The 17446-nt window shown below is 73.2% G+C and carries 11 protein-coding genes and 2 pseudogenes; 6 read left to right on the forward strand and 7 right to left on the reverse strand.

Going from position 1 to position 17446, the window contains the following annotated elements; genetic code table 11:
• Positions 1-188 precede the first annotated feature (188 nt).
• From ACFZAX_RS17040 to ACFZAX_RS17050, 3 genes are all read right to left on the reverse strand, one after another.
• Positions 189-1634 carry an aldehyde dehydrogenase family protein gene (locus tag ACFZAX_RS17040; protein WP_390962359.1) on the reverse strand — a complete coding sequence of 482 codons (1446 nt, stop codon included), beginning with the start codon at positions 1632-1634 and terminating at the stop codon, positions 189-191.
• Positions 1635-1875: 241 nt separating this feature from the next.
• Complete coding sequence (locus ACFZAX_RS17045; protein ID WP_390962360.1) at positions 1876-3465, reverse strand: PucR family transcriptional regulator ligand-binding domain-containing protein; 1590 nt, start codon at positions 3463-3465, stop codon at positions 1876-1878.
• 221 nt (positions 3466-3686) lie between these two features.
• Complete coding sequence (locus tag ACFZAX_RS17050; RefSeq protein WP_390962361.1) at positions 3687-6056, reverse strand: ATP/GTP-binding protein; 2370 nt, start codon at positions 6054-6056, stop codon at positions 3687-3689.
• Positions 6057-6429: 373 nt separating this feature from the next.
• Between ACFZAX_RS17050 and gabT the strand changes: the two genes are divergently transcribed.
• On the forward strand, positions 6430-7770 hold the full coding sequence (gabT, locus tag ACFZAX_RS17055; RefSeq protein ID WP_390962362.1) for a 4-aminobutyrate--2-oxoglutarate transaminase: 1341 nt from the start codon (positions 6430-6432) through the stop codon (positions 7768-7770).
• A 148-nt stretch (positions 7771-7918) separates the two neighbouring features.
• Positions 7919-8695, forward strand: a pseudogene (locus tag ACFZAX_RS17060) (phosphatase PAP2 family protein); the annotation flags it as partial.
• A 140-nt stretch (positions 8696-8835) separates the two neighbouring features.
• Here the strand turns inward: ACFZAX_RS17060 and ACFZAX_RS17065 are convergent.
• The 3 genes from ACFZAX_RS17065 to ACFZAX_RS17075 form a co-directional block, all read right to left on the reverse strand.
• A complete protein-coding gene (locus ACFZAX_RS17065; protein ID WP_390962364.1) occupies positions 8836-10665 on the reverse strand; it encodes a carbohydrate binding domain-containing protein in 1830 nt (609 codons plus the stop codon).
• Positions 10666-10799: 134 nt separating this feature from the next.
• Positions 10800-11282, reverse strand: coding sequence for a hypothetical protein (locus tag ACFZAX_RS17070; RefSeq protein WP_390962366.1), 483 nt, complete (start codon positions 11280-11282; stop codon positions 10800-10802).
• A gap of 176 nt (positions 11283-11458) precedes the next feature.
• On the reverse strand, positions 11459-13747 hold the full coding sequence (locus ACFZAX_RS17075) for a hypothetical protein (RefSeq protein ID WP_390962367.1): 2289 nt from the start codon (positions 13745-13747) through the stop codon (positions 11459-11461).
• Positions 13748-13918: 171 nt separating this feature from the next.
• On the opposite strand from ACFZAX_RS17075, the gene ACFZAX_RS17080 reads away from it, so the two are divergent.
• The gene (locus tag ACFZAX_RS17080; RefSeq protein WP_390962368.1) at positions 13919-14464 is read left to right on the forward strand and encodes an NADAR domain-containing protein; all 546 of its coding nucleotides are present in this window, start codon (positions 13919-13921) and stop codon (positions 14462-14464) included.
• A gap of 151 nt (positions 14465-14615) precedes the next feature.
• Here the strand turns inward: ACFZAX_RS17080 and ACFZAX_RS17085 are convergent, their stop codons facing one another.
• A complete protein-coding gene (locus ACFZAX_RS17085; RefSeq protein WP_390962369.1) occupies positions 14616-15326 on the reverse strand; it encodes a DUF4190 domain-containing protein in 711 nt (236 codons plus the stop codon).
• A gap of 155 nt (positions 15327-15481) precedes the next feature.
• Here ACFZAX_RS17085 and ACFZAX_RS17090 point away from each other — a divergent pair, with 155 nt between their 5' ends.
• The 3 genes and pseudogenes from ACFZAX_RS17090 to ACFZAX_RS17100 all read left to right on the forward strand — a co-directional run.
• The gene (locus tag ACFZAX_RS17090; protein WP_390962371.1) at positions 15482-16516 is read left to right on the forward strand and encodes an adenosine deaminase; all 1035 of its coding nucleotides are present in this window, start codon (positions 15482-15484) and stop codon (positions 16514-16516) included.
• 21 nt (positions 16517-16537) lie between these two features.
• Positions 16538-17230, forward strand: coding sequence for a glycerophosphodiester phosphodiesterase family protein (locus ACFZAX_RS17095; protein ID WP_390962372.1), 693 nt, complete (start codon positions 16538-16540; stop codon positions 17228-17230).
• Positions 17212-17437: pseudogene (locus ACFZAX_RS17100) on the forward strand (histidine kinase); the annotation flags it as partial. The gene ACFZAX_RS17095 and the pseudogene ACFZAX_RS17100, both read left to right, overlap by 19 nt.
• Positions 17438-17446 lie beyond the last annotated feature (9 nt).

The following is a 17446-nucleotide window of genomic DNA, read 5'->3' on the forward strand; positions in this document are numbered from 1 at the left end:
GACCACCGCAGGGGCGGGCGCCGCGCGCCGTGTACGCCGACGTGCCGGAGGCCGGGCCGACCGGGTCACGGCCAGGACCGCGCCCCGGGGTGACCGGGTCCCCGGGCACAGGCACCCCCGGGACCAGAACGCCGGCGGCCGGGGCCCCGCACAGGGGTCCCGGCCGTGGTGAAGCGTCAGGCCACCGTCTACAGGGCGAGGCCCGTCAGCACCAGGACGCGCTCGTAGGTGTAGTCGTCCATCGCGAAGCGGACGCCCTCGCGGCCGACGCCGGACTGCTTGGCGCCGCCGTACGGCATCTGGTCGGCGCGGTACGAGGGGACGTCGCCGATGATCACGCCACCGACCTCCAGGGCGCGGTGGGCGCGGAAGGCGGTCTGCAGGTCGTGGGTGAAGACGCCCGCCTGGAGGCCGTACTTGGAGGAGTTGACGGCCGCGAACGCCTCCGCCTCGCCGTCCACCCTCTGGATCGACAGGACCGGTCCGAAGACCTCCTCGTGGGCGAGGGTGACCGAGTCGGGGACCGCGGCGAGGACGGTCGGCGCGTAGGTGGCGCCGTCGCGCTTGCCGCCGGTGAGGAGCCGGGCGCCCGCGGCGACGGCCTCGTCGACCCAGGACTCGACGCGCTCGGCCGCGTCCTCGCTGACGAGCGGACCCACGTCGGTGGCGTCGTCGGCGGGGTCGCCGGTGACCAGGGCCTCCGTGGCCGCGACGATCTTCGGGACGAGGCGGTCGTGGAGCGAGGCGTCCACGATGACCCGCTGCACCGAGATGCAGGACTGACCGCCCTGGTAGTTGGAGAAGGTCGCGATGCGGCTCGCGGCCCAGTCCAGGTCCTCCTCGGAGGCGTAGTCGCCGAGGACCACGGCCGCGCCGTTGCCGCCGAGCTCCAGCGTGCAGTGCTTGCGCGGCACCGACTCCATGATCGAGTAGCCGACCGGTCCGGAGCCGGTGAAGGAGATCACCGGCAGCCGCTCGTCCTGGACCAGGGCGGGCATCCGGTCGTTCGGGACCGTCAGCACGGACCAGCTACCGGCCGGCAGGTCGGTCTCGGCCAGCAGCTCGCCGAGGACCAGCGAGGAGATCGGGGTGGCCGGGGCGGGCTTGAGGATGATCGGGGCGCCGACGGCGATGGCCGGGGCCACCTTGTGGGCGCTCAGGTTGAGCGGGAAGTTGAACGGTGCGATGCCGAGGACCGTTCCGCGCGGGAAGCGGCGGGTGAGGCCGAGGCGTCCGGTGCCGCCGGCGTCGGTGTCCAGGCGCTGGGAGTCGCCGCCGTTGTACCGGCGGGCCTCCTCGGCGGCGAACCGGAAGACGGAGACGGCACGGCCGACCTCGCCGCGGGCCCACTTGACCGGCTTGCCGTTCTCGGCGGAGATCAGCCGGGCGATCTCCTCGGTGCGCTCCACGAGGCGGCGTACGACGTGGTCGAGCGCGGCGACCCGGACGTGCGCGGGGGTCGCGGCGAACTCCTCGCGGACGGCGTGCGCGGCGGCCACGGCCTCCTCGATCTGCGCGTCGGTCGGCACACTGACGGTACCGACGAGCCGGCCGTCCCACGGGTTGGTGACGGCGAAACTGTCCTCGCCGGTGGCCTGGCGGCCGGCCAGCCAGAAGGCGTGGGTGGAAGTCATGGAGGTCCGGCCCTTCGGAGGTCGTTCGGTGCGTGTGATGCCCGTCGCGTGACGTGCGGGATGGTGGGGGCGGCTGCCCGTCGTCGCGGTGCCGCCGGACACCACCCGCCCACCGTAGGGCGGAGCCCGGCCCGTGAGGCTTGTCCGTGGTGGAGCAGGCGGCATCGGCGGGGCGCCGAAATGTCGAAGGCGGGGCGGGCGGACGTGCCGTTGTCCCCAGCTGGTCCGCCCGCCGCCTCGCTCAGTCCTCCGCCGCCGGCGAGGACGTCGCCTTCAGGGCCAGCCAGAGCTCCATCCGGGCGTCCGGATCGTCGAGCGAGCGCCCGAGGATCTCCTCGACCCGCCGCATCCGGTACCGCAGGGTGTGCCGGTGCACCCCGAGGTCGGCGGCGGCCGCGTCCCACTGGCCGTGCCGGGAGAGCCAGGCGCGCAGCGACGCCACCAGGTCGCCCCGGCCCTTGGCGTCGTGCTCGCGCAGGGCGCGGAGCATGCCGTCCGCGAAGGCGCGTACCGCGTCGTCCGCGAGGAGCGGGAGCACCGACCCGGCTGCCAGCTCCTCGTGCTCCACGAGGGCCCTGCCCCGGCGGCGGGCGACCGAGAGCGCCTGTTCGGCCTGCTTGTACGCGGCGGAGACCGCTATCGGCCCGGCGGGGGCGGAGAGCCCCACCACGATCTGCGCCCCCTCCGCGCCCGTGTCCCGGGCCGGCCGGCCCTCCTGCGCCTCGGCGTACGCGGTGCAGGCGGCCACCGCCGCGCCCCCGTCCACGGCCAGCACCACGAGGCGCTCGCCCTCCGGGACCGCGAGGAGCGGTTCGCCGGACCGGGTGGCCGCCGTGTCCAGGGCCTCGGCGAGGGTCTCCGCCACGGCGGTACCGGTCGTACCCGACAAAGCCGCCGGTTCCGCGATCAGCAGCCGGAACGGGGCGTCGAACAGCCCGCCCCAGAGGTCCCCCGCCACGGCCCGCGCGTGGTCCGGCTCCCCGGAGAGCAGCATCCGCAGCACCGCGGCGCCCAGGCGCTGCTCGGCGCCGTACAGCGCGCGCGAGCGGGCCGTGGTCAGGGTGAGGAGGGCGACGGCCGAGTTGACGGCGTACCGCTCGGCGGTGCCCAGGGCGGCGCCCGTACCGACGGCGAGGACGCCCCGGGCCCGGCGGCCGGTACCCAGGGTCTGGAGCTCGACCCGGTCCTCGGCGGAGCCCACGACGGCACTCGACGGCGCGGACCGCTCCCGCAGCCGCGCCGCGTCGGGGGTGAGTCGCGCGGCCCGGCGGGCGGCCCACTCGGGCGCCACCGCGACGACCGCGCCGGAGGTGTCGTACAGGGCGGCCCAGCCGTCGACGTGCGCGGCGAGCCGGGTCAGCAGCGGGACGGGGCCTTCGGAGGCGAGCGCGGCCCTGGTCAGCTCCCGCTGCGCCTCGAACCCGGCGGTGACCGAGCGGTACTGCTCGGCCGCGATGGCGGCGGAGACCGCCTTGCTGATGGCGATGAACGGGGTCGGCCGGGGCACTTCCAGGAGCGGCATCCCCGCCTCCTCGGCCGCGTCCACGAGGGCCGCGGGGACCGCTTCGTGCACGACGCCCACGGCGAAGCCCAGTCCGGCGACCCCGGCGGCGGTCAGCCGCCGCACGTAGCGGCGCATCTCCTCCGGGTTCCCGGCGTCGAGGTTGGCGGCGGTCACGAGCAGCAGTTCACCGCCGTCCATGTACGGAACGGGATCGGCGAGCTCACTGGCGTGGGCCCAGCGCACCGGGGTATCGAGCCGGTCCGCCGCCGCGCGGACGCGGAGCTTGAGGGCCGGGTGCTGGACGAGGGAAGCGAGCGTGGGGGGCATGGAACGAAACCCTCGGGGTCGAGTGGTCGAGTCGGGCCGGACCGTCAAGAACCGGCTCGGGTCGGCCGGCTTCGCACTGCGCCGTCCTGTACGAACGGCCACCTCCGATTCTGCCAGGGCGGCACAATCGCCACGCCGCCCGGCCGACCCGCTCGCGGTGCCCGGCTCACCCACGCGTGCCCGGCTCACCCACCGGTGCTCGGCTCATCCACCCGGGCGGTTCACCCGCCGAGCTCCACCAGGAGCGGCGGGGTGTGCTCGCCCGCGACGTTCGTCAGCGAGACCACCGCGTGGCCGGCCGGCACCGCGTAGGCCAGCTCGGAGGCGGACCACCGTTCCCGCTCGACCCGGCGCACGGTCACCGCGTCGCGGGTCACCGCCTTGCCGGTCACCAGTTTGCGCAGCGCGTGCAGGGCGCGGGTGACGCTCTGGTCGGCGAAGACGGCGTGCTGGGCGACCTCGCGGGTCTCCATCCATTCCTTGCCCCACGCCTCCGAGAAGCGCTTCCCGTCCCAGGTGGTGACCCCGGCGAACGCCATGCTGCACCCGACCGCCCCCAGCAGCGCGGTGTGCAGCCGCTCGGGGACGTCGTCGACGGTCCGCAGGGTGAGCAGCACGCCCGCGTTCACCGAACGGAGGCGGCGGATTCCGCGCACCGTCTCGTCGGTCACGGCGCGGGTCGCGTCGTCCAGGACGAGTCCGAGGAAGAGGGTGCGGTCCGGGCGGGCGGCGGCGACGGCGGTGAACTGGGCGAGGACCAGCCGGGCGAGAAGCCGGGACGCCTCGGCGTGCGCGCGTTCGGGCAGGTCGATCCGGACCCGCAGCGGAAGCTGCTCCATCGCCCGCAGGGAGAACGGCGCGGCCTCCGGGCCGGTGCCGAAGGAGGCTGCGAGCGCGGGCCGGTCGAGCAGGGCGAGCCGGTCGGCCAGAACCGGGCCGGGGTCGCCGGGTCCGCCGGACTGCCGGGTGCGCGCGTCGAGCTCCCGGAGCATCGCGCGGTGGCCGCCGGCTTCCGCGGCCTCCCGCAGCCCGGCCAGCGCGGCGGGGTGGCCGTCGAGGAGTTCCCGCAGCTCCGGCACGGACGGGAAGGCCCCGTGCACCGCCCGGTACGGGCCGAGCAGCTGGGCCAGCACGGTCACGGCCCGGCGGACGTCGACCGTCTCCACGTCTCCGACGAGCCCCTCGGCGAGCACCGCCGCCGCCTCGTCGGGGTCGGTGGTGCCGCCGTACAGGTCGAGGCCGTGGGTGGCCCCCTGGCCGCCGATCCGCACGACGACGTCGTAGAGGTCGTCGGGCCCGAGGTCGGTGCCGCCGCCGCCCACGGCGAGTACGGCGGCCCGCCCGGCGAGCGCCTGGAGGGCGAGGCATTCGACGACCGGGCGCACCAGCCGGGCCGACTTGCCGCTCCCGGGCGGCCCGACCGCCAGCAGCGAGGTGCCGAGCAGGGCCGGTTCCAGCGCGACGCCGGAGCCGCGCCGGACGTAGGGGTTGTGCGGGTCGGCGGAGCAGCGGCCGATGCGTACCTGGCCGGTGAGCAGGTCGTGGGTGACGGTCCGGGCGGGGAGGTCACGGCGGCCGGAGGGGTGCAGGAAGGCGGCGCCGCCCCGGCGCAGCACGGACTCGGTGAACGGGGGAAGGGCGTCGGGCCGTTGCCGCGCCACGGTCCAGGCCTGCCGGAGCCGGGCGCAGTCCACGTCGTTCATCCGCCCGGCCCGGACCTCCGCGGTGAGCGTCTCGGCGGCTTCGGTCTGCCCGGCCGCCCGGAGCTCGGGCCAGCGGGCCGGGGAGCGCTCGGGGTCGGGCGCACCGGGTCCGGCCGCCGCACCGTCCGCCGGGGAGGCGGGCTCCCGGCGGCCGGTGAGCAGGGAGCGCCACCCGCCGAGGACGGCGAAGGGGGCGAGCACGGCGAGGGTGATCGCCGCGTACATCCAGTTGGACGCGGCCTGGCTCTGGAGGAACTGCCCGCCCGCGACGGACACCACGAGCGCGAACACCGGGTCCGCGACCGGAATCGTCTCCTTCCACACCAGGAGCTCCGCGAAGCCGGCGAGCCCCAGCGCGGTCACCGCCCGGAACGGCTGTCCGCGCTCGGCGACGTAGCGGCGGAAGACCTCGGACCAGTTGCCCAGCCGGCCGCAGCCGTAGAGGAGGACGCCGAAGAGGATGCCCTCGTACACGCTGATGGCGTCGCGGCCCTGAAGGGTGGCGGGGCTGTTGGTGCCCGCGTACCACCAGTCGCTGGGGGTGAAGGCCCGCAGGGGCACCAGGCGGTACGGGAGGTAGCCGTTGCGCCAGAGCGACCAGACCAGGATGCCCGCGAGTACGGAGATCAGGGCGCCGGTCAGCAGCTGCCGGCCCTCGGCCTCCTCGGACTTCTCGGGCGGTGGGGGCCGGTGGCCGTACCGCCAGACGCCCGGTTCCTCGGCCGGGCGCGGGGTGCTCAGCCAGGCGTCGAGCGGGGGCACCGCCGCGGGAGCGGTGCGGGGGCGGGGCGGGACGGAGGGCGGCGGCGCGGCAGGAGGCGGTCCCACGGGATGCGGTACCCGCCCCGACCGCGTGTCCCGGGCGCCGTACGTGCCGTCGTTCTCCATGAACCGTTCCCCCCTGACCAGCCAGGTCCGTCCGCTGCCCCGGCCAATCTAGTGGGCGGGGACGGGGAGTTCAGCAAAGGCGCCCGGATGGTGGGCACGGCGGTACGGGTTTCCCGGAGCGGGACCGGCCCGCACGCCGGGCCGACCGGCCGGACGCGTGGCGCGGGACCCGCCCGCACGCCCGGCCGGACGGCACCTCGCTGTCCTTCCCGTCCCTCCGCGTCCTGGTTATGTCCGCCACGGACAAGGACACACCTCCACCACTACCGATCGGAGCACGCCCGGCCCCCTTGCGCGCCCCTAGCCTGCAGACAGGAGACGCGTCCGCGCGCACCACCCCCCGTCCGCACCACCATCCCCCCAGGAGCCGTCCATGTCCGCAATCCCGCAGGAGCGCCGCGTCGTCACCGCGATCCCCGGCCCGAAGTCGGTGGAGCTGCAGGCCCGCCGTGTCGCCGCGGTCGCCGCAGGCGTGGGCTCCACGCTGCCCGTCTTCACCGCGCGCGCCGGTGGCGGGATCATCGAGGACGTGGACGGCAACCGCCTGATCGACTTCGGCTCCGGCATCGCCGTGACGTCCGTGGGCGCCTCCGCCGAGGCCGTGGTGCGGCGCGCCTCCGCGCAGCTCGCCGACTTCACCCACACCTGCTTCATGGTGACGCCGTACGAGGGGTACGTGGAGGTCTGCGAGCAGCTCGCCGAGCTCACCCCGGGCGACCACGCCAAGAAGTCCGCGCTCTTCAACTCGGGCGCCGAGGCCGTCGAGAACGCGGTGAAGATCGCCCGCGCCTACACGAAGCGCACCGCGGTCGTCGTCTTCGACCACGGCTACCACGGCCGGACAAACCTCACGATGGCGCTGACGGCGAAGAACATGCCGTACAAGCAGGGCTTCGGTCCGTTCGCCCCCGAGGTCTACCGCGTCCCGGTGGCATACGGCTACCGCTGGCCGACGGGCGCCGAGAACGCCGGTGCCGAGGCGTCCGCCCAGGCCATCGACGAGATCACCAAGCAGATCGGCGCGGAGAACGTCGCGGCGATCATCATCGAGCCGGTGCTCGGCGAGGGCGGCTTCATCGAGCCGGCCAAGGGCTTCCTGCCCGCCATCGCGCAGTTCGCCGAGGACAACGGGATCGTCTTCGTCGCCGACGAGATCCAGTCCGGCTTCTGCCGCACCGGCCAGTGGTTCGCCTGTGAGGACGAGGGCATCGTCCCGGACCTGATCACCACCGCCAAGGGCATCGCGGGCGGCCTGCCGCTTTCCGCCGTGACGGGCCGCGCCGAGATCATGGACGCCGCGCACGCGGGCGGCCTCGGCGGCACCTACGGCGGCAACCCGGTCGCCTGCGCCGGTGCGCTCGGCGCGATCGAGACCATGCGCGAGCTGGACCTGAACGGGAAGGCCAAGCGCATCGAGGAGGTCATGAAGGACCGCCTCTCCGCGATGCGGGACAAGCTGCCGAACGGCGCCATCATCGGCGACATCCGCGGTCGCGGCGCCATGATCGCGATCGAGCTGGTGAAGGCGGGATCCAAGGAGCCGGACGCGGAGGCCGCGGGCAAGCTGGCGAAGGCCTGCCACGCCGAGGGCCTGCTGGTGCTGACCTGCGGCACCTACGGGAACGTGCTGCGCTTCCTGCCGCCGCTGGTCATCGGCGAGGGGCTGCTGAACGAGGGCCTCGACATCATCGAACAGTCCTTCGCGACCCTCTGATCCGTGCGAACGCGAACCCCCTGCGGAGAGCCTCTTCCAGGGGATTCGCGGCAGGGGAGTGAGGGCCTGTGAAGAAGGTGTGCGGGGGCGATGGCGGGATCACGTGGCGTCTGTCCTCGGGGCGCCCTCTGCCGTACGGTTTCGGCAGATGAGAGAAACACCCCGTCCGCAGGAAACCGCGGACAGCACCGGGCCGGAGCTTCCCCGGCATCGGTCCGGTGGCGCCTCGGCGCGCACCACTGGAGCCTCCGGCTCCGGAACTCCTCACCGATCGGACGGCCGCCCGCCCCACACCCCCCGGGGCGCGCGGCGAACCGATCCGGCCGGCCGTCCCGGAACAACCCCCCCTGTTCCCCGGCGGCCGGCCCTCCTTTTCTCCTGGGTCGGCCTGATGGCGGTCCTCTTCGCGCTGACCACCTGGCAGGTGGTGGCCGCCGGCCCGTTGCTGCGGCTCGACGAGCGCGTCGGCAAGGAGCTCATCGGCCACGGCCCCGCCGGTGTCGCCCAGGTCTTCTCCGATCTCGGCGGGATGCCGGTCGCCCTGCCGGTCCTCGCACTCACGCTGCTGTACGCGCTGTGGCGCGGCGCCCGGGGCACCGTGCTGGTCGCGGCGCTCACCATGGTGGCGGTGCCGCTCGTGGTCGTACCGATGAAGCTCTGGACCGACCGGCAGGGCCCGCTGGTGCCGTACACCGGCTACTACCCGTCCGGCCATACCGCGACGGCCGCGGTGGCGTACGGGGCGTCGGCCCTGCTCCTGATGGCGTACACCCCTCGCCGCTGGATGGCGCCCGTCGCCGCCGCCCTGCTGACGGCGGCGACGGGCGCCGGTCTGATGCTGCGGGGCTACCACTGGCCGCTCGACGTGCTCGGCAGCCTGTGGCTGAGCGGTCTGCTGCTCGTCCCGCTGTGGTGCGCCCGGCGGTGGCCCGGCCGGGCCGGTACCGGCGAAGTCACCGCCGGGGGCGGTCCCGGGCGGTCCACCGGTACCGGTGAGGTCCCGGTTGCCGGTGAAGCCCCGGCCGGGGACGGATCCGCGGCCGGGGATCGCGTACGGGGTCGGGATCAGCCGAAGTAGGCGTCGAAGTTCCGGGAGAACTCACGGTTGTTGAAGCGGTCCCAGTTGATCGACCAGGTCATCAGGCCGCGCAGCCCCGGCCAGGTTCCGTGGGTCTGATAGGTCCCGCAGTCGGTCTTCTTCGTCAGGCAGTTCAGCGTCTTGGTGACCTCGGCGGGGGTGGTGTACCCGTTGCCCGCCTGGGTGGAGGCGGGGAGGCCGACGGCGATCTGGTCGGGCCGGAGCGCCGGGAAGATCTTCGTCTGGTCGCCGGCGACCGGGAAGCCGGTGAGCATCATGTCGGTCATGGCGATGTGGAAGTCGGCGCCGCCCATCGAGTGGTACTGGTTGTCCAGGCCCATGATGGAGCCCGAGTTGTAGTCCTGGACGTGCAGCAGGGTGAGGTCGTCGCGCAGGGCGTGGATCACCGGCAGGTAGGCCCCGGCGCGCGGGTCCTGACCACCCCAGGGACCCGATCCGTAGTACTGGTGGCCGAGCTGGACGAAGAAGGTCTCCGGCGCCATGGTGAGCACGAAGCCGGAACCGTACGTGGCCTTGAGGGTCTTCACCGCCGCGATCAGGTTGACGATGGCGGGCGTGGTGGGCGAGCGGAAGTCGGTGTCACCGGTGTTCAGCGAGAGGGAGTGCCCCTCGAAGTCGATGTCCAGGCCGTCCAGACCGTAGGTGTCGATGATCTTGGACACCGAGGTGACGAAGGCGTCCCGGGCGGCCGTGGTGGTGAGCTGGACCTGGCCGTTCTGGCCTCCGATCGAGATCAGCACCTTCTTGCCGGCCGCCTGCTTGGCGGCGATGGCCGCTTTGAACTCGGCCTCCGACTCGACGTTCGGGCACTCGGCGACCGGGCAGAGCGAGAAGCGGATGTCGCCCGAGGTGACGGAGGTCGGTTCGCCGAACGCGAGGTCGATGACGTCCCAGGAGTCGGGTACGTCGGCCATCCGGGTGTAGCCGGCGCCGTTGGCGAAGCTGGAGTGGAGGTAGCCGACGAGCGCGTGCGCGGGCAGCCCGGCGCCGTTCCCACCGCCGGTGGAGCCGGTGGCGGCGGTCGTCGCGGCGACGGCGGCGGACTTCGCCGACTCACCGGCCGCATTGGTGGCGGTGACCTGGAAGCTGTACGCCGTGGAGGCGGTGAGGCCGGTCACGGTGGTGGAGGTTCCGGTGACCGAGGCGACCTTCGTACCGCCCCGGTAGACCTGGTAGCCGGTGGCGCCGGAGGAGGCCGTCCAGGACAGCGGTACGGAGGTGGCGGTCGGGGTCCCGGCCGTCAGTCCGGTGGGGGCGGCGGGCAGAGTGACCGGGGCGCCGCCGGGGCCGACCAGGCTGAGGTCGTCCACGTAGTAGGCGGAGGTGCCGTACCAGCCGTGGGTCCAGATGTTGACGGACGTGGTGGCGGAGCCGGTGGTGAAGGTGGTGGTGAGCCGCTTCCACGCGCCGGAGGACTGCGTCCAGGTGGAGACGTCGGTGGTGCCGGTGCCGGTCGCGCCGAGGTAGACGTAGTCGCCCTGGACCCAGGCGCTCAGCGTGTACGTGGAGCCGGGCTTCACCGTGACGGTCTGGGCGCAGTTGGCGTAGTCGCTGCCGGCCGGGGTCGCCTTCAGCGCTGACGTGCCGCCGTGGACGGGCGTACTGACGACGGCTCCGCTCCCGGCCGAGCACGCCCAGTCGGTCAGGCCCGACTCGAACCCGCCGTTGCGCGCCAGGTCGGTGTCGGCGGCCGAGGCCGCCGGGGCGACGGCGGCGAGGGTACCGGCCGCCAGCAGGGTCACGGAGAAGGCGGCCAGAACTCTGGTGAATCGGGCAGGACGTCGCGTGCGTTCCACAACTGCCTCCGTACGAGGGGGAATGGGGCGGCGCGCACAACATGGTCCAGACCAATCGAGTTGTCAAGACCACTGGCAGCGGCACCCTCCTTCACCCCGGCGCGCGGCCGCCCCTTCCGGAGCCCCTCACCGCCTCATCGGCCCAGGTCACCGCCGCCCGCGTCGCGTTCGTCCGCCGCCACGACGGCCGCCGCCTCGTGCATCGCGAACTCCAGCAGTACGGGGTCGGTGAGCGTCCCCGATCCGTCGGGCGGCACCAGCCAGCGCACCCCGCCGGCCACCCTCCCCGGGCGCGGGACCACGATCCAGGTGCCGGCCCCGAGACCCCTCACCCCCGTGCCGAGCCACCGCGACGCGGTGCCCGGCGGCACGAAGAAGCCCATCCGGGAGTCGCCGAAGTCGGCGAGGACGGGTCCCGGCCGGTCGATCAGACGGGTGAGCACGTCGAGCGTCGGATACCCGAGCCGCGCGGTCAGGATCAGTACGTCCCAGCGCCTGCCGGTGGGCAGGAGCGCGATCCCCTGCGGATCGCGCTCCCACTCCCGTCGGCAGGCGCCCGGATCGGGTGCCGCCGATGCCAGCCATCGGACTGCCGCTCCTGCCTTCGTGCCAGTCACGACTGGCCTCCCTCTTCCGCGTGTGGACGGTGCGTTCACACGGAGAGAGAGCGGATGGGCGGAATCGTTACGCGGGTCGGGACCACCAGTTTCCTGTGAGGTGAGCCACAGGGGGACGGTGTCTCGGCGGAAGGAGCTACGGGCCCGCGGCCGGGCGGGGCGCACGGGTGGCCCCGTCAGGGGTTTCTGCGGGGTCGGGGCCAGAGCGCGATCCCCAGGACGAGCGCCAGGGTCACGACGCCGGCCACGCCCACGAGCGCCCATGTCGCGGCCCCGTCGCTCTGGAAGAACCCCGCTTGCAGCACCTGGATGATTCCCGAGACACCCGCGGCGGCGATCACCGCGAGGAACACCTCCAGCTTGGCGCGCTGCTTGCTCTCGCGCCGCTCCTCCTCCCGGGCTTCCTGCTCCTCGCGCTGCCGGGCCAGTTTCTCGATGGTCACGCCGAGTTGCTCCTGCGTCACCTCTTCGATCATGGCGTTGAGCTCGGTGACGCGCTCTTCGAAACCACGGCGCTCCAAAAGCAGCCGGAGACTGTCCGCCACGACCGGTGACGCCAGCAGCGAGGGTGAGCGGATGAGCGCGACCGTCGATCTGACCCTGGTGGCGAACGTGTCGAGCCGGATCTTCTCGGCGTCCAGTCCCCGCTCGAGCGAGCCCAGAGCCCGCGCGCCGGCACTGTGGTCGTTCTCCGCCTCGGCCACCCGCTCCTGGATGTCTTCGACTTTCCTGTAGTGGTCGGCCAGTTCGAGGGACCAGCCGGCGAAGAGCCCGTCCAGCGAGGCGGCGAACTCCGCCACGCTCGCACGGGTGCCCTGGGTGAACGCGGCGACTCCCGGCGCCAGGATGACGGTCGTGTTGGAGGTGCGCACGGTCCGCTCCCCGACCAGACCGGTCGTCGTCGAGGAGAGCTCGTTCTCCGTCTCGTAGCGGATCCACTCGGCAGGTGCCCCGATCAGGTACGTGACCGGGTTGGTGAGCAGCTGGGCACCCACCGCTTCGAGCAGGTCACCCGCGGACCGCACCTCACGGCGCGCGAGGGAACGCGCGGGGCCGGGGGCGGTGGAGGCCGCGGCGACGGTGACGACGAGCTGGAACATGCCCTGGCGTGCGACGACGTCGGCCTCGGAGGTGGCCGCGTTCTCGGCGAGGCGCCGGCCCGCGTCTTCCGCGAGCTGCACCGCGAGATCCGCCAGCCGCGGCCACTCCCTGTTCGGGGCGCCCTGGAACGCGACGCGCACGTTGCCGTGTTCGGGGGCGGCACGCAGCATCATCGCGTAGAGATCGGCGGGCATGACGTTCTCGATGTCCGTCGTGAACCGCACGTGGTGGTTGCCCAGTTTCGAGAACCGGATCTCGGCGTGGAACCGCGCCGTTCCGTCGGGATCTGCGTCTGCGTCCACGCCTGTTTCCGCGCGTGCGTCCGCGCGTGCGTCCGCGTCGCCACCGAACATGACCACATCGGGGAGTTCCAGGAGCGAGCCCTCGTAGTGCCGCCCGAACGCGTCCGAACCGTCCCAGACATCGTCGAGTTTGAGCGAACCGTTCACCGATACGGGCGTCACGCCCCCCAGGAACCACTCCTCGGCCCCCTCCCCGACGCCGTCCAGCACCGCCTGGAGCGGCACACCGCGGGTGGCGAACGGGTACAGGTAGACGATCTTCCCCTGGTCGATCCTCAGCCAGGGATCGTGGCGTACGCGGTTCAGCGCCATCAAGGAGAAGCGGTGGGCCCGCAGTTCGCTCACGTGTACTTCGCCGTTGATCGCACCGCCCTCTTCGGCCGCTTCCAGGTCCGCGACGGCCTGGTCGAGCGGCGCCCCGGTCGCGAGGAATTCGCCCACCGCGCGCACCGCCGCGCCGACAGCGGTGTTGTAGGCATCGCACTCCTCGGCGCGGCCGACGAGGTAGGCGCTGAGGTCCGGGTGCGCGCCCGCCGCCCGCCGGGCGAGCGCGCCCGCTTCCCGCGCCTTCGCCGCCGCGGCACCGAGGGCCGTCTCGTGGGCGTCCAATTGCCCGGTGGTCATGGCGTTCTCGGCCTTGATCTGCTCCGTGAGGCTCCCCATCAACGCGAGGACGGCCCGCGTCAGGATCGCGTCCTCCCCGCTCACCACCGCCCCGTGGTCGCGCAGACAGTCCTGCGCACCCTGCAGGGTGTCCCACATGGGCTTGTAATGGTAGGAGATCTCCCACTCCGCCTCGACGGACAGGAAGACGAACAGCACCAACAGCGGTACCCCGCCCGACTGGGCTGCGGCCTTCGGCAGCTGGGCGAGGATCTCCGCCTTCACGGACTCCGTACGGTCGGCCAGCCGACGGCTCGACGGCAGCAGTTCGGGAAAACGCGAGGAATCCCACTGCGGCAGCTCGTGCAGCGTGCCCGTATCGACGTGGATTCCGGTCAGCCAGTCGCGCAGCGGCTGCGACTCCCCCCTGCCCAGGGCCCCCACCAGGTCACGATGCATTGGGCGATGCTATACGCCCGCACTCCGGACAGAGGCGCTTCTCAACTTACTTTCTGTCAGCGACAGTTGGGAGGAAATTGACCACCCGCCGCACTCCTCCGGACCGATGCGGCGGTCCCGTGCCACGGCTGTCGTCGCAGTCGTCACCGGTGGGTGCCACACTCGTCCGTCATGGAACAGATGGACGAACTCCTCAGCCGGACCCGGAGCGGCAGGCGGGTCAAGTACCTGCTGTTCTGGGGCCACCGCTCCCTTCCGGACGGCTCGCTGGGTGCCTCCTGTCTCAGCCAGTGGTGGCCGTCGCCGTTCACCGTCGACGGAGTGAGGTACCCCTCCGCCGAGCACTGGATGATGGCCGGGAAAGCGAGGCTCTTCGGCGATGCCGAGGCGGAGCGGACAGCGCTGGAGGCCCGCAGTCCGGCCGCCGCGAAGAAGGCGGGGCGCCTGGTCCGGGGCTTCGACGAGGAGGTGTGGGTGCGGGAGCGCTTCGGCCTCGTGGTGGCGGGCAGCGTCCACAAGTTCGGGCAGGACCCGGCGCTGCGCGCGTACCTGCTCTCCACCGGGAACCGCGTCCTGGCGGAGGCGAGCCCCGTGGACCGCGTCTGGGGCATCGGGCTGGCGAAGGACGACGAGCGGGCCGAGGCCCCCGGGCAGTGGCGCGGGCTGAACCTGCTGGGCTTCGCCCTGATGGAGGCGCGGGAGCGGCTCCGGGCTTAGGCCTTTCGTCCGGATCATGCCCGGTCCGGACCGGGGGCCCGGGGCACCGGAGCCCGCTCTTGCCCCGAAACCACGCGCCGTCCGCGCGGCCGGGGCATGGGCCCGGTCGGACGGACGGCGTGGGACGGACGGTGCGGTGCTCCCCGGGGCGTCAGGACCCTTCGACGACGAGGGACGTGGCGAACGGATCGTCCGTCGACCCGCTGTCCTCGAAATCCTCCGCGTGCGTGGCGAACAGCCAGATCAAGAACCCGATGATCACCGCGCCGATCAGGATCCCGATGGACCCGGTGATGATCCCGGCGAGCGCCTGGCCTCCGTTGGTGGCCTCGCCCCGCTGGGCGCGCTTGCGGCCCAGGATGCCGAAGATCAGGGCCAGCACGCCCAGGACGATGCTCAGGACCCCGTACATGCAGAACAGGCAGATGGAGAGGATGCCCAGCACCATCGCCGCGATGCCCATCCCGTTCGTCGGGGTGGGCGCCCAGGCCGCCTGGCCGCCGTAGGCGTCGTACCCGGCGTAGTTCGGGTACGGCTGTGGCGGGGCGGCCGGGTAGCCGTACTGGCCGACCGGCTGCTGCCCCGGGCCGTTCGGGGAGACCGGCGGCGGGGGCATCGTGGAAGGTCCGGTTCCGGGACCGCCCTGTGCGGGCGGGGGCCCGAACCCTCCGGCGACCGGCGCCGCCCAGGCTTCCTGCCGCGGCTCCTCAACGCCCGGTACGGACGTGACGGTCGGCTGGTCGTGCACCGCGGGCGGACGGACGTCCCCGCCCTGCTTGCCCAGATCGACCCTGTTCTCCGGCGCGGCCCAGGGATCGCGGGGTGCCTCCCCGCCGCTGGGCGGCTCGGTGTTCTCTGACATGTGACTCCCCCCTCGTGGTGCCGTCATGCTACGGCCCGGGTCGCTCCCTTCCCCCGCCGCCTACGATGAACGGTGCCACCGGCGGCCCCTGCCGGAGAACCGGGCGCCGCGAGCGGTCGGTACCGGCGTACCGAGAACCACCGGAGAGATTCCTGATGACCGACCTCCACCCCTTCATCGCGGGGCTGCCCAAGGCCGAACTCCATGTGCACCACGTCGGTTCGGCGTCCCCGCGCATCGTGGCCGAGCTGGCCGCCCATCACCCGGACTCCAAGGTGCCCGCAGACCCCGAGGCGCTGGCCGACTACTTCACCTTCACGGACTTCGGCCACTTCATCGAGGTGTACCTCTCGGTGGTGGACCTGGTCCGCACCCCGGAGGACGTCCGGCTGCTCACGTACGAGGTCGCCCGCGACATGGCCCGGCAGAACATCCGGTACGCCGAGCTGACCGTGACCCCGTACAGCTCGACCCGGCGCGGCATCCCCGAGCAGGGGTTCATGGAGGCGATAGAGGACGCCCGCAAGGCGGCCGAGGCGGAGTTCGGCACCGTACTGCGCTGGTGCTTCGACATCCCCGGGGAGGCGGGGCTCGTGTCGGCCGAGGAGACCGCCCGGCTGGCCGTGGACCTGCGGCCCGAGGGGCTGGTCTCGTTCGGCCTCGGCGGACCCGAGGTGGGCGTGGACCGCCCGCAGTTCAAGCCGTTCTTCGACCGTGCCATCGCCGCCGGCCTCCACTCGGTGCCGCACGCCGGCGAGACCACGGGCCCGGAGACGGTGTGGGACGCCCTGACGTCGCTGCGCGCCGAGCGCATCGGGCACGGGACGAGTTCCGTGCGGGACCCGGCTCTGCTCCGGCACCTCGCCGAGCGGCGGATCCCGCTGGAGGTCTGCCCGACGTCCAACATCGCCACCCGCGCGGTGGCGGACCTGGACTCGCACCCGATCAAGGAGATGGTGGCGGCCGGCGTGCTGGTCACCATCAACAGCGACGACCCGCCGATGTTCGGCACCGACCTGAACAACGAGTACGCCGTGGCCGCCCGCCTGCTGGAGCTGGACGAGCGCGGGATCGCGGAGCTGGCGAAGAACGGCGTGGAGGCGTCCTTCATGGAGCCGGCCGACAAGCGGAAGCTGGCCGCCGAGATCGACACGTACACGACACAGTGGCTGGCGGCCCCCGGCCGCTGAACCGGCCGGGACAATGGCCCCATGGCACACACCGTCACCGCCGTGGGGCATCGCGGAGATCCCTACCGCGCCCGTGAGAACACGCTGTCCTCGATCAGGTCCGCCCTCGAACGGGGGGCGGACGCGGTCGAGATCGACGTCCGGGTGACCCGCGACGGGGTCCCCGTCCTCCTTCACGACGCCACGCTGGAACGGCTCTGGGGTCACGACGTCCGCCTGGACGCGCTCGACCACGCCGAGCTGGCCGAGCGCACCGGTGGCGGGGTGCCGACCCTGCGCGAGGCGCTGGCGGCGGCCGGCCGGCACCGGGTGATGGTGGACCTGCCCGGCTCCACGGACGCCTCGGTGCGGACGATCGTGGGTACGGTGCGCGAGTGCGGGGCGGGGGACCGCGCCTACTACTGCGCGGGCCCCGACGCGATGCTCCGGGTGCGCGCCAACGACCCCTCGGCCGAGATCGCCCTGACCTGGACGACTCTCGCGCCGCCCCGCCCCGAACTCCTCGCGGCGATCGGCCCGCGCTGGCTCAACTACCGGTTCGGGCTGGTGACACGGGACCTGACGGACCGCGTGCACCGGGACGGCCTGCTCGTCTCCGCCTGGACCGCCGACACCGGGCGCACCATGCGCCGGCTGGTCTCCCGGGGCGTCGACTCGATCACCACCAACCGGATCGACGTACTGCGCGGGCTGCTGCCGAACAACTGGAGTTGACGCGCCACGTGGAGGCAGAGCGGGCGGCTGCCCGGAAACGGGCCCGGATCGCCCGGGAGACGCACGACGTCCTGGCGCACGCGGTGAGCCTGATGGGCGTGCGGGCCGAGGCGGGACCGGTGGCGGTGCGCACGGCCCCGGGGGCGCGCGGAGGCCGCCTTCGAGGCGGTCCCGGAAGCGGGGCGGGACGCGATGACGCAGCTGCGCGCGTGCCGG

The organism is Streptomyces sp. NPDC008125, from assembly GCF_042957125.1.
Classification (GTDB): domain Bacteria; phylum Actinomycetota; class Actinomycetes; order Streptomycetales; family Streptomycetaceae; genus Streptomyces.